At 45.2% G+C, this 21,984-nt stretch carries 17 protein-coding genes; all 17 read left to right on the top strand.

Annotated elements, in window-relative coordinates:
* Positions 1–10 precede the first annotated feature (10 nt).
* The 17 genes from MKY19_RS23145 to spoVE all read left to right on the top strand — a co-directional run bounded on the left by MKY19_RS23145 (position 11) and on the right by spoVE (position 21,983).
* Complete coding sequence (locus tag MKY19_RS23145; RefSeq protein ID WP_339797955.1) at positions 11–1,720, top strand: peptide ABC transporter substrate-binding protein; 1,710 nt, start codon at positions 11–13, stop codon at positions 1,718–1,720.
* A gap of 222 nt (positions 1,721–1,942) precedes the next feature.
* The gene (locus MKY19_RS23140) at positions 1,943–2,875 is read left to right on the top strand and encodes an ABC transporter permease (protein ID WP_042190878.1); all 933 of its coding nucleotides are present in this window, start codon (positions 1,943–1,945) and stop codon (positions 2,873–2,875) included.
* 33 nt (positions 2,876–2,908) lie between these two features.
* Positions 2,909–3,823 carry an ABC transporter permease gene (locus MKY19_RS23135; protein ID WP_042194363.1) on the top strand — a complete coding sequence of 305 codons (915 nt, stop codon included), beginning with the start codon at positions 2,909–2,911 and terminating at the stop codon, positions 3,821–3,823.
* Between the two features lie 11 nt (positions 3,824–3,834).
* Positions 3,835–4,830 carry an ABC transporter ATP-binding protein gene (locus MKY19_RS23130; RefSeq protein ID WP_042190876.1) on the top strand — a complete coding sequence of 332 codons (996 nt, stop codon included), beginning with the start codon at positions 3,835–3,837 and terminating at the stop codon, positions 4,828–4,830.
* Complete coding sequence (locus MKY19_RS23125) at positions 4,827–5,747, top strand: ATP-binding cassette domain-containing protein (RefSeq protein ID WP_042190873.1); 921 nt, start codon at positions 4,827–4,829, stop codon at positions 5,745–5,747. The genes MKY19_RS23130 and MKY19_RS23125 overlap by 4 nt, the downstream gene beginning before the upstream one ends.
* A 231-nt stretch (positions 5,748–5,978) precedes the next feature.
* Complete coding sequence (bshC, locus tag MKY19_RS23120) at positions 5,979–7,610, top strand: bacillithiol biosynthesis cysteine-adding enzyme BshC (RefSeq protein WP_339797951.1); 1,632 nt, start codon at positions 5,979–5,981, stop codon at positions 7,608–7,610.
* Between the two features lie 100 nt (positions 7,611–7,710).
* Positions 7,711–8,982 (top strand): adenosylhomocysteinase, encoded by a 1,272-nt coding sequence (locus tag MKY19_RS23115; protein ID WP_188114736.1) that lies wholly within the window; start codon positions 7,711–7,713, stop codon positions 8,980–8,982.
* 364 nt (positions 8,983–9,346) lie between these two features.
* Positions 9,347–9,784, top strand: a complete 438-nt coding sequence (gene mraZ, locus MKY19_RS23110; RefSeq protein WP_036683674.1) for a division/cell wall cluster transcriptional repressor MraZ — start codon at positions 9,347–9,349, stop codon at positions 9,782–9,784.
* A 36-nt stretch (positions 9,785–9,820) separates the two neighbouring features.
* Positions 9,821–10,774: a 16S rRNA (cytosine(1402)-N(4))-methyltransferase RsmH gene (gene rsmH, locus MKY19_RS23105; protein WP_042190866.1), complete on the top strand. Its 954-nt coding sequence runs from the start codon at positions 9,821–9,823 to the stop codon at positions 10,772–10,774.
* A 23-nt stretch (positions 10,775–10,797) separates the two neighbouring features.
* A complete protein-coding gene (locus tag MKY19_RS23100; RefSeq protein ID WP_076284765.1) occupies positions 10,798–11,190 on the top strand; it encodes a septum formation initiator family protein in 393 nt (130 codons plus the stop codon).
* 45 nt (positions 11,191–11,235) lie between these two features.
* Positions 11,236–13,467 (top strand): penicillin-binding transpeptidase domain-containing protein, encoded by a 2,232-nt coding sequence (locus tag MKY19_RS23095; RefSeq protein ID WP_339797948.1) that lies wholly within the window; start codon positions 11,236–11,238, stop codon positions 13,465–13,467.
* A gap of 80 nt (positions 13,468–13,547) precedes the next feature.
* Positions 13,548–15,473: a stage V sporulation protein D gene (locus tag MKY19_RS23090; protein WP_339797945.1), complete on the top strand. Its 1,926-nt coding sequence runs from the start codon at positions 13,548–13,550 to the stop codon at positions 15,471–15,473.
* A 55-nt stretch (positions 15,474–15,528) separates the two neighbouring features.
* Entirely contained in the window at positions 15,529–17,016 is a 1,488-nt protein-coding gene (locus MKY19_RS23085; RefSeq protein ID WP_339797942.1) for a UDP-N-acetylmuramoyl-L-alanyl-D-glutamate--2,6-diaminopimelate ligase, read from the top strand.
* Positions 17,016–18,419, top strand: a complete 1,404-nt coding sequence (murF, locus tag MKY19_RS23080; RefSeq protein WP_339248651.1) for a UDP-N-acetylmuramoyl-tripeptide--D-alanyl-D-alanine ligase — start codon at positions 17,016–17,018, stop codon at positions 18,417–18,419. The genes MKY19_RS23085 and murF overlap by 1 nt, the downstream gene beginning before the upstream one ends.
* Before the next feature lie 21 nt (positions 18,420–18,440).
* Positions 18,441–19,406 (top strand): phospho-N-acetylmuramoyl-pentapeptide-transferase, encoded by a 966-nt coding sequence (mraY, locus tag MKY19_RS23075; protein ID WP_042190854.1) that lies wholly within the window; start codon positions 18,441–18,443, stop codon positions 19,404–19,406.
* 3 nt (positions 19,407–19,409) lie between these two features.
* On the top strand, positions 19,410–20,831 hold the full coding sequence (gene murD, locus MKY19_RS23070) for a UDP-N-acetylmuramoyl-L-alanine--D-glutamate ligase (protein ID WP_339243126.1): 1,422 nt from the start codon (positions 19,410–19,412) through the stop codon (positions 20,829–20,831).
* A gap of 54 nt (positions 20,832–20,885) precedes the next feature.
* The gene (spoVE, locus tag MKY19_RS23065) at positions 20,886–21,983 is read left to right on the top strand and encodes a stage V sporulation protein E (RefSeq protein ID WP_339266547.1); all 1,098 of its coding nucleotides are present in this window, start codon (positions 20,886–20,888) and stop codon (positions 21,981–21,983) included.
* Position 21,984: the final 1 nt, after the last annotated feature.

The following is a 21,984-nucleotide window of genomic DNA, read 5'->3' as shown; positions in this document are numbered from 1 at the left end:
GAACTGCTAGATGAAGAAGAGTAAAAGTCTATTGCTAATGCTTGCATTAGTACTTGTTATCGGCACAGTGCTTGCTGGCTGCGGCGGAAACAACGCGAACAGCGGCAATAAAGGTAATGCTGGTAACACTGGTAACACGGGAACTGGTAATGCGGCTACAGAAGAGAAATTGGCTGCGGACCAAACACTGAGAATCAACCTAAGCTCTGAGCCTCCAACATTTGATCCAGGATTGGCACAAGATAGCCAAGCTAACACAGTCCTGAAGACTATGTATGAAGGTTTGACTCGCATGAATGATGAATCTGGTCAAGCTGAACCAGGTGTTGCTGAAAGCTGGGACATTTCCGCTGACGGTCTGGTATATACTTTCAAACTACGTGACTCACAATGGAGTAACGGCGATCCTGTAACAACAGAAGACTTCGTTCGCGCTTGGAAACGCGTGCTCGATCCTGCTGCTGCATCCGCTGCGCCTTACGCTTATCAATTGTACTACATCAAAAACGCTCAAAAGTATTACAACAAAGAAATTACAGATTTCAGTCAAGTTGGTGTCAAAGCGGTTGATGAGAAAACTCTAGAAGTTACTCTTGAAGCCCCAACTCCTTACTTCCTTGGATTGCTTTCCTTCTACACGTATTACCCAATTCACAAATCCACTGAGGGTAATGCTAAATGGGCAACAAGCAAAGACAGTATGATCGTTAACGGTGCTTTCACTCTTACTGAGTGGACTACTGGTCAAACACTTGTTGTATCTAAAAATGATAAATATTGGGATAAAGATGCCATTAAACTTAGCAAAATCGACTTCTCTCTTGTAAACAGTGGTGCAACTGAACTGCTCAGCTACAAGAACGGTGAATACGATCGTGCCGGTGGACCAACTGGTGAAATTCCATCAGAACAAATTCCAATCGTGCAAAAAGAACTTCCTAAAGAATTCAGCCGTAAAGGTATTGCTTCCGTATACTACTACGAATTCAATATCACTGAAAAACCTTTCACAAACGCTAAAATCCGTAAAGCTCTTGCAATGTCCATTAACCGTCAAGCTTTGATTGACAATGTAGTACAAGGTGGACAATTCCCAGCATTCGGTTATGTACCTCCGGGTATCGCTGGTGCTGATGGTGAATACCGTACAGCAGTTAAAGATAGCTACTTCACTGAAGATCTAGAACAAGCTAAAACTTTGCTTGCTGAAGGTCTGAAAGAAGAAGGTATGGATAAACTGCCTACATTCTCATTGACTTACAACACAAGTGAAGGTCACAAGAAAATCGCTTTGGCGATTGCTGATATGTGGAAAAACAACCTTGGTATCGACGTACAAACCGTTAACCAAGAGTGGGCTGTATTTATTGAAAACCGTCAAAACCTGAACTACCAAGTTGCACGTGCTGGTTGGACTGCGGATTACAATGATCCAATGACTTTCCTTGATATGTGGGTAACAGGTGGCGGTAACAATGATACTGGTTACGCTAACCCTGAGTATGACAAGTTGATCAGCGAAGCTAAAGCAAGTACTGACTTGAAAGTACGTCAAGACAAGTTTGCAGCAGCTGAGAAATTGCTCATCGAGCAAGATCAAGTTTTGATTCCTTTGTACTACTACACTAACAACTCCCTGACTAAAGAGTACCTCAAAGGTGTTACTCTTGACTTCAGTGGTGCAATTGACTTGACTCGTGGATACTTGCTTGAGCACTAAGATTTAGCTCATGTAATTTAAACAGAATAGTTAGTTGACTGAAGTAACACAATACTTCGGGATATATATGTGGAACTCCATATATATCCCTTTTTTTTGTATTTCCGTCTATTTGTTATTTATTGTTATTTATAACATATTTAGAAAATGGACAAAAATCCGTTTTTTTCATAAAATCAATATAATGCTCTCAAAAAATTTGTCGGAGGAGGTGTGATGGGGATGGTTCGTTATGTCGCAAATAAATTCTTCTATATGTTGGTTTCATTATTTGTACTGATTTCAGCAACTTTTTTCTTGATGAAAGCTATTCCAGGGGATCCGTTTACTTCTGAGAAGAAAGTACCGCCAGAAATTAAAGCGCGTTTGATGGAGCAATATGGTCTGGACAAGCCGCTCTCTCATCAGTATTTTAAGTATTTAGGTGATATTATCCAAGGTGATCTGGGTGTATCCATGAAACGCCTGAATCAAGATGTATCACATTTGATCGGTCAAACCTTTTCAGCGTCGCTGAAGCTGGGACTCGTCGCAATTGTTGTGGCGGTTATTGTTGGGGTTCTTCTCGGCATGTTAGCGGCACTCTATCACAGAAAGTTTCTTGACAGCGCCGCGATGGTGTTGGCAGTTCTGGGGATTGCGGTTCCGAGCTTTGTAGTCGCGTCATTATTACAGTATGTGTTCGCTTTCAAATTGGGTTGGGTACCGGTTTCAGGTTTTAAAGGACCAATCTATTATTTCCTTCCTGTAGCAGCGCTCTCGGCTCAGCCAATAGCATTTATAGCGCGCTTGACACGTTCAAGTATGCTTGAAGTTCTGAATGCGGATTATATCAAAACGGCTAAGGCTAAGGGATTAAGCTGGATGGCTATTCTAAGTCGTCACGTACTTCGAAATGGTATCCTTCCGGTTGTTACTTACATGGGACCTATGACAGCTAACATCGTAACTGGTTCGGTTGTTATCGAGCAGATCTTTGGTGTTGGGGGTATTGGTAAACAGTTCGTGGAAGCGATTGGTGTCCGTGACTATACCGTTATTATGGGGATAACCATTTTCTATGGTGTACTACTCATGGTGGCCCGTTTCATTACTGATATTGCTTATGTATTGATTGACCCACGTATGAAATTAAGTGGAGGAAAGGAGGGCTAAAGAGTGGCATCTGATAATAACTTGTTAAAGAACATGAATCTAAAACCGGAAGATTTTCAAAAAGTCGGTGTAGATGAAAAAGAAGCCGAGGTAATTCAGCGGGAGAGTCTCTCTGCCTGGAAAGATTCTTGGCAACGGTTGCGTCAAAACAAAATGGCGATGACCGCGCTTGGGATTCTAGGCTTGATCGTGCTTGCAGCGATTATCGCTCCCTTATTCTCGAAATATAACTATTACTCCAATGACTTGATGAATACCAATAAGCCCCCTTCCTCCGATCACTGGTTTGGAACGGATGATCTTGGACGTGATATTTTCGTTCGTACTTGGTACGGCGCACGGATCTCCTTGATCGTTGGTCTAGCTGCGGCAGCCATCGACTTGTTTATCGGTGTTATCTATGGAGGTATTATGGGCTTCTTCGGCGGCCGTGTAGATAATATCATGAACAAATTCTCTGAAATTTTGTACTCCATTCCTTATCTGCTTGTTGTAATTTTGCTTTTGGTTGTGCTTGAACCAAGTCTTGGTACCATCATCCTGGCCTTAACCATCACGGGTTGGATTACGATGTCGTGGATTGTACGCGGTGAAATTATGCAGCTTAAGAATCGCGAGTTCGTATTGGCTTCTCGTTCCATGGGTGCAGGTTCTGCGAGACTGTTGTTCAAACACCTTCTGCCGAACGCAGTGGGTCCGATTATTGTAACGATTACACTTTCTGTACCAAATGCAATTTTTGCTGAGGCTTTCCTAAGCTTCTTGGGTCTTGGTGTACAAGCTCCTATCGCTTCACTTGGATCTATGATTAACGATTCACTCACCGGTTGGTTGTACTATCCATGGCGCTTCCTGTTCCCTGCCATTCTGATCAGTTTAACCATGCTTTCTTTCAACATTTTCGGTGATGGTCTTCGTGACGCGCTTGATCCTAAGCTGAAAAAATAGGAGGGTTATGGATGGAACCTATTTTACAAGTCAAAGATTTGCATGTTTCGTTCTTTGTTAAAGGCGGAGAAGTGCAAGCTGTCCGTGGTATGAATTTTGAAATTGGCAAAGGTGAAACGGTTGCCATCGTCGGCGAGTCCGGCAGCGGTAAGAGTGTAACTGCACAATCGATTATGCGGTTGATCCCTTCCCCACCCTCTAAAGTGAAAAAGGGAGAAATTATTTTCCAAGGACAAAATCTGCTAGACAAAAGCATGAAAGAAATGGAATCCATTCGCGGTAAAGATATTGGCATGATTTTTCAAGACCCGATGACTTCTTTGAACCCAACCATCAAAGTGGGCAAACAGATCACTGAAGTTTTGATTAAACATCAGAAAATGTCAGCGGCCGAAGCGAAAAAGCAAGGTATTGAGATGCTCAAATTAGTTGGCATCACAAATGCTGAGGCTCGCTTTAACCAATATCCCCACGAGTTTTCAGGCGGTATGCGCCAGCGTGTAATGATTGCAATCGCGCTAGCCTGCCGTCCGGCTTTACTCATAGCGGACGAGCCTACAACGGCTCTTGACGTAACCATTCAGGCGCAGATCATGGAAGTTATGAGAGAGATGCAGCAAAAACTAGGTACCTCCATCATTTTGATTACCCATGATCTTGGCGTCGTTGCCGGTATGTGTGATCGGGTTATTGTAATGTATGCAGGTGAAGTTGTGGAGACCGGAACAAGATGGGAAATCTTTAAGAATCCACAGCATCCATATACCAAAGGTCTGCTGCGCTCGATGCCGCGTCTGGACCAAAAGAAGGGCGAGCCGCTCATTCCGATCATCGGCACACCGCCAGATCTGATCAAGCCGCCGATCGGCTGTCCGTTCACCGCGCGTTGCAATGAAGCAATGCATGTTTGCGAACAAATCGATCCCGGCGCCACAGAATTCAGCGAAACGCATATGGCGCGTTGCTGGAATCTGCATTCGATGGCCAAGGAGGTGCAGTACTCTTGAGTAAGAACCTAATAGAGGTAGAAGGTCTTAAGAAATATTTTAATGTAGGTCAAGGCAAGGTTCTTAAGGCTGTTGATAATATTAACTTCTCCATCCGTGAGGGCGAGACGCTTGGAATGGTAGGGGAATCCGGTTGTGGTAAGACTACTGCTGGACGTACAATTCTTCGCTTGTATGAGCCAACTGCCGGAAGTGTGAAATATAATGGTACAGACATTTATAAATTGCCTTCTAACAAAATGAAAGCAATGCGCCGTGACATGCAGATGATTTTCCAAGATCCGTACGCATCACTTAACCCGCGTTTTACGGTTTCTGATATCATCGGCGAGGCACTGGACATTCACGGAATGGCTGGCAGTCGTGCAGAACGTAAAAAACGGATCGAAGAGCTGCTCGATATGGTTGGTCTTAACCATGATCACGCTACTCGTTATCCGCATGAATTCTCTGGTGGACAACGCCAACGTATTGGGATTGCCCGTTCGTTAGCGGTAAATCCTAAGTTCATCGTTTGTGATGAGCCGATTTCCGCGCTTGACGTATCCATTCAGGCTCAGGTCGTAAACTTGCTTAAAGAATTGCAAGATCGTCTGGGATTGACTTATCTTTTCATCGCGCATGATCTGTCCATGGTTAAACATATCAGTGATCGCGTAGCAGTTATGTATTTGGGTAAAATGGTAGAATTGGCGGAAAGTGAAGAGCTTTATGCAAATCCTATCCACCCTTATACCAAATCTCTCTTGTCAGCTATTCCAATTCCGGATCCGGAAATTGAAGTGAACAAGAAACGTATTCACTTGCATGATGAGCTTGGTAGTCCTATTTATTCTGCTAACGAAAAGAGCAATGATAGTGACTTTGAATTAGTAGAAGTATCCAAAGGACACTGGGTAAGCAAAAAATTTGCTTAAATCTATAGCGAGTATTAGACAGGCGGGAGCGTTATGCTCTCGCCTCTTGTATGTAGTGGGGATATTTAATAATCATTTTAATGGATAAGAAAATAAAACGGCTGCTCTTGCATTGCTTTTTTGCAGGTATGTAATTCTTTTGACGCGGCCCCTGACTTTGGATACAATCATATAGAGTTTACGAACTTGGATTTACATATAACTGCTCAGTAGAACTGGAGGCACTAGCAAATGAATATTGTTAAGGAACCGCTCCCGGGTGGATCTGCACTCGCGCGCGACTATATAGAAAATTTTGAAAAAGTTAGTCATTTGTATGGTGGGGATTTCCGAAGCAAAGAGAGTAGAAGCATTCGGGCAGAATGGCTGGATCGTAGTGAGGGTCTCCGTGCAGACCGGACACAAGTTGCTGCATGTCTACGGCAATATAATGAAAAGCATAATTCACATGATGCGGTGATGTCTTCCCTGGCACTTTTAGAACAGTCGGGAACGTTAGTGGTTACTGGCGGACAGCAAAGCGGATTATTTACAGGACCACTACTTGTAGTATATAAAGCAATGACAACCATTATGGCGGCAAAAGAAGCAGCAGAACAGCTCGGTCGACCTGTAGTCCCATTATTCTGGATTGCAGGAGAGGATCATGACTGGGATGAAGTGAATCATACGTATGTATTGAATCGTACGCAAGAGATTACAAAGATTAAGATAGAGAAATCAGAGGAGAAACGCTCCTCGGTGAGTAATATTCGTGTAGAAGATGAAAGCTGGGAGCAAGTAGTGGAACAGCTGGATGCACTACTTCAAGATAGTGACTTTAAACCGCAAATTATGGAATTTATTCGATCTTCTTCGTTTAGAGCAGATAGTATGACGGATGCTTTTGCCAAACTGATGGGTTCTTTATTTGGTAAATTTGGTCTGATCCTGCTTGATTCTGCTGATCCTAACCTTCGTAAGTTAGAAGAGCCTTTCTTTACTTCGCTAATTATGCAGAATGATGCACTGGAAACAGCGTACATGAATTCTGCTTCTGATATCGTGAACGCTGGGTATGAGCTTCAGGCTGACGTTACGGCAGGCAATGCCAACCTCTTTTATATACATGAAGGTGTACGATTATTGCTTCATAAGAAAGATGGCGTTTTTGCCGATCGCAAGGGCCAGGTATCGTTCACCCGGGATGAACTACTGGAGGAAGTGAAGGTTCATCCGGAACTATTCAGTAACAACGTGCTGACACGTCCGCTTATGCAGGATTATGTGTTGCCGGTTCTAGCAACGGTGCTAGGTCAAGGTGAGATTGCTTATTGGGCCATTCCGCATCGTGCGTTTGAGACCATTGGGGGACAAATGCCCCTGATCATCCCGCGAATGTCTTTCACAGTGGTGGAAGGTACGCTTCATAAGCATATGGATAAATATCAACTAAGCTTTGAGGATGTAAGACAGGGACTAGATCGTAAAAGACATGAGTGGTTGGCTGCACAGGATGAGTTGGGGATTGAACAACGTTTCGAAGAAACTAAAGCTACTTTCTCCGCCATGTACGAACCACTGATTGAGCAGCTTGGAACCATTCAAGCAGGTCTTCTAAAACTAGGGAATAACAATAAGGATAAGATTTTAGATCAGATCACTTTTTTACAAGCGAAAGCTCAAGATGCAATGGCAAAACAGAATGAAGCTGCAATCCGTCAATGGGAGCGAATCGAGTTGTCGTTAATGCCACTGGGTAAACTGCAAGAAAGAGTGTACAATATCATGTATTACTTGAACCGCTACGGACTTCCATGGTTAGATGAGCTGATGGCTATTGAACCGGATTATAGTGGGACGCATCGTATCATTTATATGTAGAGAAGTATTGCTCCATAAAACAAAGCGTATGCTTACGATGCAAGTTTTATTGCGAAGTAAAACATAGAAGTATTGCTCCATAAAACTTTTAGGAGGTTTCATTATGAGTTCATCAAAACAAAATAGTATCGTGGCTGATATGTCACTCGCACCCGAAGGTCATTTGAAAATCGACTGGGTTCGTCAACATATGCCGGTATTGAACCGTATCCGTGAGCAGTTCGAAGCTGAGCAGCCATTCAAAGGATTAAAAGTATCTATTACGCTTCATTTGGAAGCTAAAACCGCTTATCTGGCGAAGGTAGTCAAAGCAGGCGGTGCAGAAGTAACTATTACTGGATCGAATCCACTGTCTACACAGGATGATGTATGTGCGGCGCTTGTAGAGGACGGAATTACCGTATTTGCTAAATACAACCCGTCACCTGAAGAGTTCAAAGCCCTTAATATCAAGGCGCTGGAAAGCAAACCGGATTTGATTATTGATGATGGTGGGGATTTTGCTACATTGCTGCATTCGGAGCGTCCTGATCTAATGGAGAATATTCGTGGGGGTGCTGAAGAAACAACAACCGGCATCATTCGTCTAAAAGCTCTTCAAAAGCAAGGTGTGTTGAAGTTCCCAATGGTCGCAGTAAATGATGCTTATTGCAAATATTTGTTTGATAACCGCTATGGCACAGGCCAATCCGCATGGGATGGAATTATTCGAACAACCAACCTGATTGTTGCGGGCAAAACCGTAGTTGTTGTCGGATACGGCTGGTGCGGTAAAGGTGTTGCTATGCGTGCCAAAGGTTTGGGCGCAAAAGTGGTTGTCACAGAAGTGGATGCTATTAAAGCTGTTGAAGCACATATGGACGGTTTCGAAGTTATGCCTATGCTGGAAGCTGCTAAGGTTGGTGATTTCTTCGTTACAGTAACTGGTAATCGTTATGTCATTCGCGGTGAACATTATGATGTGATGAAGGATGGAGCAATCATGTGCAATGCAGGCCATTTCGACGTTGAAGTGAATAAGCCTGAATTGTCTGAAAGATCCGTATCTCAGCGTACTGTTCGCAAAAATATCGAAGAGTACCAGCTTCGCGACGGACGTAAACTATATCTGCTTGCAGAAGGCAGACTTGTAAATCTGGGTGCTGCTGATGGACACCCTGCCGAAATTATGGATACGACCTTTGCGCTACAAGCGCTGTCGTTGAAATATGTAAATGATAATTATAAGAGCATTGGCGTAAAAGTTGAGAATGTTCCTTATGAGCTGGATGAGCAGGTAGCACGCTACAAGCTGCAAAGTCTGGGCATTAACATTGATAGTCTGACTCCAGCACAAGTGGATTATTTGGACAGCTGGAATCTGAACGATTAATTACGGAACGCACAACAATAAAGTATATTAACCAAGTGTACCTTGAACTGAAGCAACTTTTGTAAAATATAAGAGAGTATAAGTTTTACGCTATACATTATCCTTATATTTCTCGCTTAAACGCTTCGGCGTCCTTATAAGGACACCGAAGACGTTTATGCTTGAAAAGCCATGCAGCGGACAAGATTCCGATTGTATGGCTTTTTTCTGTGGCGAAATGTTTTTTGGGTAACGATCCATCTGATTTAGCAAAAAATTCCTTTCACCAGAAAAAGGTTTTTGATTTTTAATGGCGAATCTATTATGCTTAAGTGGTGAAAAGTGGGGTAAAGTGGGGATTCGGGGATTAGGGGTGGGAAAAAGGATGTTCATGGGAGAGTATCAACACAGCATTGACGACAAAGGCCGAATTATTATTCCGGCTAAACTCCGTGAATTGCTTGGAACCTCCTTTGTGACGACCCGTGGTCTAGACTCGTGTCTATTTGTTTATCCCATGGAAGAATGGGCAATCATGGAACAAAAGCTAAAAAGCCTTTCACTGATGAAATCAGATGCCCGTGCATTCAGTCGCTTTTTTTTCTCAGGCGCGACAGAATGTGTATGGGATAAGCAGGGAAGGGTAAATCTGCCGGCCAATTTAAGGCAGTATGCCAAACTGGACAAAGACTGTGTTATTCTGGGCGTTTCGAACCGGGTGGAAATCTGGAACAAAGAGCTATGGGAGCAGTACTTCGAACAGTCCGAGGAATCGTTCAACGAAATTGCCGAAAAATTGGTGGATTTCAATTTTGATCTATAAAACACAATATCGAATACTGTCCTGGAGGGATGCAGCTTGTTTCACCACATCACGGTGCTTAAAGAAGAAGCGACAGAAGGGCTGCACATCAAAAAAGACGGAATCTATGTAGATTGCACTCTCGGTGGAGCAGGCCACAGCGCACTAATTGCTTCCAAACTTAGCGGCGAAGGCCGATTAATCTGTTTGGATCAAGATGATTGGGCTCTGGAGAACGCAAAAGAAAGACTAGCTGAATACGGAGACAAGGTTGTACTCATTAAGACCAATTTCCGTGATCTGGAGAGTGTACTTAAGGATGTGCCCTTTGTACCACAAAAAGATGGCATTCCCCAAGTGGATGGAGTCCTCTTTGATCTTGGCGTATCCTCTCCCCAGTTTGATGAGGGAGAACGCGGATTTAGTTACAATCATGATGCTCCGCTGGACATGCGGATGGATCAGACAGCGCTATTAACGGCTGCTGATATTGTGAATACGTGGTCTGAGCAGGAGATTGCCCGTGTGCTTTTCCAATATGGAGAAGAGAAGTTCTCGCGGAGAATCGCTAAGAAAATTGTAGACAGAAGAGAAGAAAGTCCTGTGGAGACCACAGGAGAATTAGCTGAGCTTATCAAGGAAGGTATTCCGGCGGCTGCACGAAGAACGGGAGGACATCCCGCTAAACGTAGCTTTCAAGGTTTACGGATTGCTGTAAACGACGAGTTGGGTGCTTTTGAAGAAGGATTACATAGCGCAGTACGTTGCCTTGCACCAGAAGGTAGAGTATCCGTTATCACTTTTCATTCACTCGAGGACCGAATTTGCAAGCAAATACTAAGCAGCTATTTAAGCAGATGTACATGCCCGCCTGACTTTCCGTTTTGTGTATGTGGCGCGAAAGGCACGCTTAAGTTAATCAACCGCAAACCGCTTGTGCCTTCTGAAGAAGAGCTTGAGCTTAATACTCGAGCCCGTTCAGCTAAGCTGCGCATTGCAGAAAAATTGTAATTGACGATAAAGGAGAGTCAGAGATGGCCTATACCCGCGGCAATTTAGCAGTTCAGCCCAAAAGAAAAGAAGAGGTAAACCCCCTTTACCGCGAGAAGACAAAAGTAGTTACCAAACGAAGAGTACTTCCGCTGCAAGAGAAACTTTTGTATATGCTGACGCTAGGAGTATGCGTTTTGGTGGCTATCACCCTGATTTCACGTTACGTTCATATTTATGATTTGAACTTGCAGGCCCAGAAATTAGATAAGGATATAGCGACTGCTAAGAAGCAAATTTCCACGTTTGAGATGGAGAAGCAGAACTTGGAGCAGAAGGTTGCCCAAAAGGCAAAGGATCTTGGATACGTAGCACCGGATGAAAATGCTACAATCTTTATTCCGGCGAATCCGATATCGACAGAAGGCGATAATTAGTGAGCGATTGGCAAGATCGCAATAAAAAAATTGTGAGGTTCGCTTATGGTAAAGAGAATAAAACTTCGCACGCTGTTTATAGGAGGGTGTATTACCCTCTTTTTTCTTGTTTTGATAGCTAGAGTGTTCTGGATTCAAGTTATGGAGGGTTCAGAATGGCAAGAAAAGGCTGCTACACTTTGGGCGCACACTTCGACTATCAAAGCAGAGCGAGGAACGATTTCTGACCGTAATGGGAGTGTGCTCGCAAGTGATGTTCCTGCTTATACTGTGGTTGTAAACCCGGCAGTCATTGCTGAAAAGGGAATTGGTGATGAGGTCGTTAAGGGATTGCATGAGCTACTCGGCAAGCCAGAAGATGAGCTGCGGAAGCTGGTTGAAGCGAAAGACGAGAACGGTAAATACCTCAAGAATCGTGAGGTTCGTAACGAAGGCTGGAAGATCGATCAGGAACTTGCTGATAAGGTGAAAGAATTTTATGTAGCCCTAGGTAAAGAGCATAAAATTCAAGAGACTGGAATTGGTCTTGTTAGAGAGCAGAAACGATATTACCCTAAGGGTTCGCTTGCTGCGCATATATTAGGCTATACAGATCGAGATGGCAAGGCGATTATGGGTCTGGAAAAATCCCTAGATGAACAGCTTAAGGGTGCCGATGGCAAGCTGCTTTATCAAAGTGACGGTCAAGGGGTTAAGCTGCCGGATTCAAAAGATACCTATAAACCTGTAGTGAATGGAAGTAATTTCAAGCTTACAATCGACAGTACAATCCAGCAATATATACAAGCGGCCATGGAAAAGGCATATGCGCAATATAAGCCGAAAAGTATGAGTGTCATTGCTGCTGATCCGAATACGATGGAGATTTTGGGGATGGCGAATATGCCTACCTTTGATCCTAATAAATATATGGATACGGGTGCTGATGCAGCGGGTTTCTACAATCATGCTATTAAATCAACTTATGAGCCCGGTTCGACCTTCAAAATTGTAACACTTGCTGCAGCTGTAGAAGAGAAGCTTTTTGATCCCGTAGCTACATTTCTGTCAGGATCTATCAGAATTAAGGGATACAGTAAGGCATTACATGATATTAATCGTGCCGGCTGGGGGCAAATCAGTTTCCTGGAAGGTGTGAAGCGGTCTAGTAACGTTCTTTTTGTAAAACTTTATGAAATGCTCGGACAAGATAGACTTTTACAGTATATTGATGATTTTGGCTTTAATGGGAAGACAGGAATCGATTTGCCAGGGGAAGCCAGTGGGGTCGTTAACCCTAACCTTGGACGTCCTATCGAAATTGCTACACTTGCATATGGGCATGGTAAAGTGCTAGTTACACCACTTCAACAATTGGTTGCTGTATCTGCTATCGCCAATGGTGGGAAACTGATGACTCCATATGTGGTAAAAGAGGTTACGGACCCAAACACCGGAGACACTAAGGTTACTCAGCCTAGTGTAGTGCGTCAGGTGATTGATGAGGCAAGCGCCAAGAAAACCGGTGAATACTTGGAGCAGGTAGTTGCCGACCAAGTCAAAGGTACAGGACGCAACGCTCACATAGAAGGTTACCGTGTCGCAGGTAAGACAGGAACGGCTATCAAGGTTGAAGGTAAGGACTACGTGAAGTCCAAAGTACTGGTCTCCTTTATTGGTTATGCGCCTGTGAATGATCCAAAGATCGCTGTTATTGTTATTATTGATGAACCGAACGTTGAGGTTGGTGGAGGTAAAGCTGCAGCTCCTGTATTTAAAGAAATCGTATCTCAGTCTCTGCAATACATGGGAGTTCCAAAGTTAGCGACTGAAACTAGCGATAAGGATAGTAAAAAAACAGTTGAATCTGAAGCGCCTGTGCTCCGGACCACACCTGATCTGATGGGCAAAACGATGAAGGAAGCAAGAGAGACGCTTCTGGATCAAGGATTTGATTTTGAAGTTGTCGGTGAAGAAGCTTCTGTGGAAACCCAATATCCAGAGGCTGGAACGAAGCTTGCTCAAGGTCAGCGTATATACCTATTAAGCAAGCAAGGGGACAAGCCTACCATTCCAAATTTACAAAGAGAGTCGCTGCGTGATGCGCTTGAGATTCTAACACTTCTAAAAGTGGAGATTGCGGTAGAAGGCGAAGGATATGTCTCGGAACAGATTGAAGGAACAAAGAACGGCAAAACATTGGTTACTTTGAAGCTGAAACCATTAAATGATAAGAGTGAAGAGGATCCTGCAACTTCGACTGCTGATGAGGGTACGGAATCGGAGAGTGGGCCATAGGCTTGTTCTAACCCCTGTTTGTCCCGAATAGTCATGAAGATAAGAGCTCATGTCTATAGGTGAAAGCGGGGGAGAACGGAATGAAGGTTTCGAAGGTCGTAACACGGCGGAGAATGTTGTGGACGCTGCTGGGACTGGCAGTGTTATTCGGTTCGCTGGTCGTGCGTCTTGGCTTTGTGCAATTATCCCAAGGCGAGAAATTAAGTGACAAGGTAGAAGATTCCTTGCGCCGCAATATTCCTTTTACAGCCAAGCGTGGTGAAATTTTGGATCGTGAAGGTATACCGCTGGCCTATAATATCAGTACGCCTACGGTTTATGCGGTGCCTGTGCAGGTGAAGGAGAAGCAAAAGACAGCGCAGCAATTGGCGCCTCTGCTTGGGATGACCGAGGAGAAGCTGATGAGCTTGCTGACTAAAAAATCAATGTCGGTGAAACTACAGCCCGGCGGCCGCAAAATTACGATGGAACTTGCCGCGAGCATCCGTGATTTGCAGTTGCCGGGCATCGTTGTCGCTGAGGATAGCAAAAGATATTATCCGTACGGCGATCTTGCCGCGCATATACTAGGCTTTACAGGTATTGATAACCAAGGGATTACCGGGGTCGAGAACATATACGATAATTTACTTAAAGGAATAGCAGGCAATATTTCGTATTTGTCTGACGCAGGTGGAAGACTCATGCCTGGATCATCGGAGAAGTATTCTGCCCCTCAGGATGGACTTAATCTGCAATTGACGATTGATAAACAGATTCAATCCATTATGGAACGTGAGCTGGATCAAGCTATGGTAAAATATCAGGCGCAGGGTGCTTGGGCTATAGCGATGAATCCGAAGAATGGTGAAATTCTGGCCATGGCTAGTAGACCGGGTTATGAACCGGGTTTATATAAGGAATATGATCCGCAGATCTATAATCGGAATTTGCCCATTTGGATGACTTACGAGCCTGGTTCGACGTTCAAAATCATCACACTTGCTGCAGCACTGCAAGAAGGTAAGGTAGACCTGCAAAATGATCATTTCTATGATCCTGGGTTTATCGAAGTGGCGGGTGCGAAGCTGCGCTGTTGGAAAAAAGGCGGCCATGGCAGCCAAACCTTTCTTCAGGTGGTTGAGAACTCCTGTAACCCTGGTTTTGTTGCTCTTGGGCAACGGCTGGGCAAAGAAACCCTCTTCAAATATATTCGTGATTTTGGTTTCGGCAGCAAAACAGGAATTGATCTAAACGGAGAATCTAATGGGATTCTGTTCAAGCTTAGTCAAGTTGGTCCGGTGGAGCTTTCGACTACGGCCTTCGGCCAAGGGGTCTCGGTTACACCTATCCAGCAGATTGCTGCGGTATCCGCGGCTATCAATGGTGGCAATCTCTATAAACCACATGTAACAAAATCATGGGTTAATCCTGAAACGGGAGAGACTGTATCAGAGGTGAAGCCTGAGCTTGTGCGGCAGGTTATTTCGGAGGAGACATCCAAGAAGGTGCGGGCAGCACTTGAGAGCGTGGTTGCCAAAGGCACGGGACGGCCGGCTTTTATCGACGGCTATCGTGTAGGTGGCAAGACGGGTACTGCACAGAAGGTTATAAATGGACGTTATTCTCCGACAGAGCACATTGTTTCTTTTATTGGCTTTGCGCCGGCGGATGATCCGCAGATCGTTGTCTACACTGCAGTGGATAATCCGAAAGGGATTCAATTTGGGGGTGTAGTTGCAGCTCCAATCGTGCAAAATATTTTGGAAGACTCGCTGCACTATATGAAGGTTCCTGAGCGCAGTGATCAGCTTCCAAAAACTTATAAGTATGGTGAAACTCCGATTGTGACCGTGCCTGACCTTACAGGTGCAACCGTACAAGATATCTATGAGGATTTAAATATGAATTTTAATCTGGCGCGTTCAGGCTCTGGCAATACGGTCATCAATCAGGCTCCGAAAGCTGGGGCAAGAGTAGAACAGGGCTCAACCATCAGGATTTATATGGGAGCTTCTAGTGAATAATGATAAAGGTATAAGGGTTCAGTTTGTATCCGAAAATGTAGAGTGAGGGATTACTATGAAAGTTAATGAATTATCTGCTTGTCTTGCCACTTCGCGTCTATATGGGGACGGGGAGGTGGAGATTACTGATCTTCAGACGGATTCCCGCCGTGTAAGTCCGGGTGATCTGTTTATCTGTTTACCGGGTCACACCGTAGACGGACATAAATTTGCGCCGCAAGCCGTAGCCTCTGGAGCATCTGCTATCGTATGTGAGCATAAGCTAGAGCTTGATATCCCACAGATCGTTGTGGATGACTGCCGTTTTGCGATGTCTGTCATGTCGAATGCATTCTTTGGCTCACCTAGCAGCCGAATGAGAATGATCGGGGTTACGGGTACAAACGGGAAGACAACTACGACTTATCTTATTGAGCGGATTATGCAAGACCAGAATATGAAGACGGGTCTGATTGGGACCATTCAAATGCGCTATGACGGCAAAAGCTACCCTATGTCAGGGACCACTCCAGAATCGCTAGATCTGCAGCGCTCGCTTCATGATATGGCCTCCAAAGGTGTGGAATGTTGCATAATGGAAGTCTCCTCCCATGCGCTTCAGCAAGGACGTGTGAAGGGTGCGGACTTCCGTACAGCAATATTTACGAACTTAACCCAGGATCATCTGGATTATCATCATACAATGGAGGAGTATCGGGCGGTTAAAGGTCTATTCTTCTCTAGACTAGGAAATGTGATCTCTCCTTGGAAAGAAGAACGCAAATATGCGGTGCTGAATGCTGATGATGAGGCGAGCCACTATTTTGCAACCCAAACTGCAGCGGAAGTGATTACATATGGCATTGATAACAACGCTAATGTCCGAGCTTCGCAAATCTCGATCACTGCAAAAGGAACTTTTTTCCATGTAGATACGTTTAAGGGTGAGACGGACATTTCGCTTCGTATGGTTGGTAAGTTCAATGTCTATAATGCACTTGCGGCGATTACGGCAGCGTTGTTGGAAGATGTGTCACTGTCAGATATCAAGACTAGTCTTGAGGCGATTGATGGGGTAGCTGGACGGGTAGAGTCAGTAGATGAGGGGCAAGAATATGCCGTTATCGTTGACTATGCACATACACCAGACGGGCTGGAAAATGTATTAAGAACGGTCTGCGAATTTGCTACAGGTAAAGTGCTTACTGTGTTTGGCTGCGGAGGAGACAGAGACCGCACGAAACGTCCTTTAATGGGTAAGATAGCTGCAAAATATAGCGACATGATATTCGTAACCTCTGACAACCCTCGGACGGAGGACCCTGGGCTAATTCTGAAGGATATAGAAGCAGGACTAGTAGAGGATGGAGTCACCTCTGACCGGTATCATATGATTGTTGATCGCCGAGAAGCAATTGGGAAGGCTATTGAAATGGCAAGCTCTGGCGATGTAGTATTGATTGCGGGGAAAGGTCATGAGACCTATCAACTGATTGGCGGAGTGGTTCACGATTTCGATGACCGCATCGTCGCTAAAGAAGTTATAAGGGGTCGAAGCTATTGATTACAAGAACACTGGGACAAATTGCTGTGATGTGCGCAGGGGAACTTCCTGCTGCCGAAGCTATGAATATACCACTTACGGGCGTCGTTACTGACTCCCGTAAGATAACTACAGGTTGCCTGTTTGTTCCTCTAACGGGAGACAAATTTGACGGTCATCATTATGCAGCTACAGCTATGGCTGCTGGTGCTGCAGGGACCTTATGGCAGCGTGATAAAGGTCCTGCGCCTGAGGGTGGCGGAGTCATAATTGTTGAAGATACGCTAGAGGCGCTTCAGAAGCTGTCCGCTGCGTATTTAAATGAGGTCGCTCCGAAGGTTGTCGCAGTTACGGGCAGTAATGGCAAAACAACGACAAAAGATATCATTATGGCCTTGCTCGAAACGCAGTACAAGGTGCACAAGACAGAAGGAAACTTCAATAATCATATTGGTCTTCCGCTCACGATTCTATCCATGGCTGAGGATACAGAGATTGCAGTGCTTGAAATGGGTATGAGCTCGCGGGGAGAAATTGCTCTGCTGGCTTCTTTGGCTGCACCAGATGTTGCAGTCATTACTAATGTAGGTGAGTCACATCTGCTGCAACTGGGATCCCGCAAAGAAATCGCCCGTGCCAAGCTGGAAATAGTTGAAGGGCTAAAGCCAGGTGGACTGCTAATTTATAACGGTGATGAACCGCTGCTGACTGAGGTAATGCAAGAGTCCACTTTTGAGGCTCCGGAGGAGATGGTGTCCTTCCGTTTCGGCCTGAACGGAGATAATGATGATTATCCGACTGGGATGATGTCCCATAGTGGTGGTATGACGTTTACGTCAAGCCTTCATAAGGAACATGCTTTTACATTACCGCTGCCAGGCCAGCATAACGTTGTTAACGCGTTGGCTGCACTAGCGGTTGCTCGCCATTTTGGAATTACAGAACAAAATGTAGAGAATGGGTTAAGCAATCTTAAGTTGACGGGCATGCGGATTGAAGTGATTCGGACTTCTTCCGGGCTTACACTTTTGAATGATGCTTATAATGCCAGTCCGACTTCTATGAAGGCGGCCATTGATGTGCTTCAAACTATGAAATGCAGTGGCAAAAAAATCGCAGTACTGGGGGACATGCTGGAACTTGGGCCGGATGAAATACAGTTTCATAAAGAAATTGGCTACTACCTAGACCCCGCAGTGACTGATTTTGTATATACCTATGGTCCATTGTCAGTCCATATTGCAGAAGCTGCAAAGGAAAGATTCGGAAACGAGCGTGTGCTGGCTTTTACGGATAAGTCAGAATTAACAGCCGTCCTTATCGAGAAAAGCAGCTCCAAGGATATTGTACTATTCAAAGGATCTAGAGGGATGAGGCTTGAGGAAGTGCTTCAGAGCCTTAATAAAGAGATTAAAGAGACCTAAAAAAATGGAGGGGGTGCACCCATGGATTATCAACTATTGTTATTGACTATTGCTGTTTCCTTTATCCTTGCGGTCATTGCCGCTCCGCTCTTCATTCCGCTACTGCGCAGGATGAAATTCGGACAGCAGGTGCGAGATGACGGACCGCAATCCCATTTAAAGAAAGCGGGAACGCCGACGATGGGCGGTATCGTAATCATCGTGGCTTTTACATTGGCTTATCTGAAATTTTCCGTGGTGAATAACGATTTCTACGTACTACTAGTGGCTACGCTTGGTTTTGGACTGATCGGATTTTTGGATGATTATATCAAAATCGTATTCAAGCGTTCTTTGGGCCTTACGGCGCGTCAAAAATTGTTCGGGCAGCTGTTGGTAGGTGCTGTGATGTGCGGTCTGCTGATTTCTGCAGGACATAGCACAAGTATCAGCGTTCCGGGTACTGATTTCAGCTTTGACTGGGGCGGCTTTTTCTACTATCCATTCATTATTATTATGATGATGGCAGTAACGAATGCTGTTAACTTTACTGATGGAGTAGATGGTTTGCTGTCTGGAGTAAGTGCTATTGCTTTGGCCGCTTATGCTGTTGTAGCGATGCAGGCTACGTCAATTGCAGCTGGCGTGTGTGCAGCGGCAATGATCGGGGCCGTTCTTGGATTTCTGGTCTTTAATGCCCATCCGGCTAAGGTGTTCATGGGAGATACCGGTTCATTTGGTATTGGCGGTGCGATAGGTGCGATTGCCATTGTCACAAAGAGCGAACTGCTGTTTTTAATTATTGGCGGTGTGTTTGTGGTGGAAATGTTATCTGTCGTGATACAGGTAGTTTCTTTCAAAACCCGTGGCAAACGTGTATTCAGAATGAGCCCGATTCACCATCATTTTGAACTTGGTGGCTGGTCGGAATGGCGTGTGGTAATTTCGTTCTGGGCGGTAAGCTTGATATTAGCCGCTGTTGGACTATTTATTAGCAAGGGGTTGTAGCGAATGAAACATCCAGATATGTATCGTGGTGAAGAAGTTGTGGTTCTTGGGCTCGCAAAAAGCGGTGTCCAGGTTGCTAAAGTGCTGCATGATCGAGGCGCTGTAGTTACGGTGAACGATAAAAAGGAAAGAGATCAAAGTCCCGAAGCTTCCGAATTGGAATCTTTGGGAATTTGTGTTATAAGCGGTGGGCATCCGGATGGACTGATTCATGAAGGTGTAAGTCTGGTCATTAAGAATCCAGGCATTCCTTATTCTGCGCCTCCTGTGCAAAAGGCTCTTGAGCTTGGCATTGAAGTAGTTACAGAGGTGGAGGTTGCTTACCGTCTTTGTGCAGCGCCGATGATTGGCATCACGGGATCCAATGGCAAGACGACAACGACGACCTGGGTAGGTCAAATGCTGGAAGCTGCAGGTATGAATCCGATTGTTGCAGGTAACATTGGCACGCCTCTCTGTGAGGCTGCGCAAGAAGCTACAGAGGATAACTGGATGGTGGTCGAACTCAGCAGCTTCCAGCTCAAAGGTACGGAGACTTTCCGCCCCAAAATAGGTTGTTTGTTGAATATTGCGGAGACCCACCTGGATTATCATGGGAGCATGAAGGATTATGTCGATTCCAAAGCAAAGCTGTTCGCCAATCAAGTAGATACGGATACGGCTGTGCTGAACTGGGACGATCCTTTTTGCCGGGAACTTGTGCCGTATATGAAAGCAACTATTCTTCCGTTCTCTATGTCCGAGGAGCTCACTCATGGTGTGTTTGTTAGCCCATCCTATATTACGGGTCAAGATGACGATCTGAAGCGCCGCATCATCTATCGCGAATCTGCAGACCAAGAAACAATCATTGCTGATGTAGATTCCATTAGTATTCCGGGACGTTTCAACGTGGGAAATGCACTGGCTGCATGTGGAATTGCCATTGCTGCTGGAGCTGACCCCTCTTTATTGGGTGAAGTGCTTGCTTCATTTCGCGGTGTGGAGCACCGGCTGGAGTATGTGGCTGATAAGGCTGGAGCCACTTATTATAATAACTCCAAAGCAACAAACTCCAAAGCGACGATTATGGCATTAACGTCCTTTGAGCGCCCTGTAGTGCTGATCGCTGGTGGATTAGACCGTGGTTCCGATTATTTGGAGCTGCTGCCTGTCCTGAGCGGTCGTGTTAAAGCGCTAGTGGCGTTAGGGGAAACTAAGGACAAGCTAACGAATGTAGCGCAGCTGGCAGGATTAAAGCAGATTATCTCCGTCGATAATGGGGAGAGTGCCGCTGCCGTGCTTGAGCAAGCTGTGCAGGAAGCTTCCGCTCTGGCGGAAGAAGGAGATATCGTTCTTTTGTCTCCTGCCTGTGCAAGTTGGGATATGTTTACATCCTATGAAGAGCGCGGGCGTATTTTTAAAGAGGCGGTGCATAACCTTTAAGTAGGGGGGTGGATAAGCCCCATCCCTACTACGGATGCAAGAGGTGTGCTCCTGATGAACAAAACTCGTCATGCTCCCGATATTTGGTTGCTGATTCCTATTCTATCTTTGCTGGTGATCGGCATGGTGATGGTATACAGCGCCGGGTCCGTTCTGGGCTTCCGCAATTATGGAGATTCGTTTTACTTTGTAAAAAGACAGCTTTTGTTTGCAGGACTAGGACTAATCGCAATGTTCGTTACGGCGAATACCGATTACAGGGTGCTGAAAAAGCTGGCTAAGCCGGCACTTCTGATCTGCTTTTTCTTACTTGTTATTGTGCTTATCCCTGGTATTGGTGTAGTACGCGGGGGAGCGCGCAGCTGGCTAGGAATTAGCTCCTTCGGGATCCAGCCTTCCGAATTCATGAAGATGGGGATGATTCTATTCTTAGCCAATTGGCTAGGAAAAGAGGAATACGACATCACTTCCTTCACACGCGGCTTGCTCCCACCACTTGCGCTTATTGGGTCAGCCTTCGCGCTGATCATGCTCCAGCCGGATTTGGGTACAGGTACCGTCATGTTTGGTGCAGCCTTGATGATGGTCTTCACAGCAGGGGCTAGAATGAAGCATTTACTTTCACTTGGAGTAGCTGGTGCGGCAGGGTTTGTTGCTTTGATTGCAGCAGCGCCTTACCGGTTGCAGCGGATTACCGCTTTTCTTGATCCTTGGTCCGACCCCCTTGGTGCAGGCTACCAGATCATTCAGTCGTTATATGCGATTGGTCCTGGTGGACTCGGTGGCCTTGGATTAGGAATGAGTCGGCAGAAGTACAGCTATGTACCTGAGCCACAAACAGATTTTATTTTTTCTATATTGGCCGAGGAGCTGGGGTTTATCGGTGGTTTGGCTGTGTTGATCCTATTTCTTATTCTAATCTGGCGCGGGATGAAGGTGGCGATGAGTCTACCTGACCGTTTTGGAAGCTATCTGGCCGTTGGCATCGTCTGTATGGTGGCTGTGCAAGTCATTATTAATATTGGTGTTGTTATTGGTCTAATGCCTGTAACGGGCATCACGCTTCCTCTGATTAGCTATGGCGGATCTTCACTTACACTGATGCTAACATCCCTTGGCATTCTATTGAACTTATCCCGTTTTGCGAGGTGAA

The organism is Paenibacillus sp. FSL R5-0744, from assembly GCF_037972555.1.
Lineage (GTDB): Bacteria > Bacillota > Bacilli > Paenibacillales > Paenibacillaceae > Paenibacillus_AQ.
Note: the sequence above shows the minus strand (reverse complement) of the source record. Positions and strands in the feature narration are given on the sequence as shown.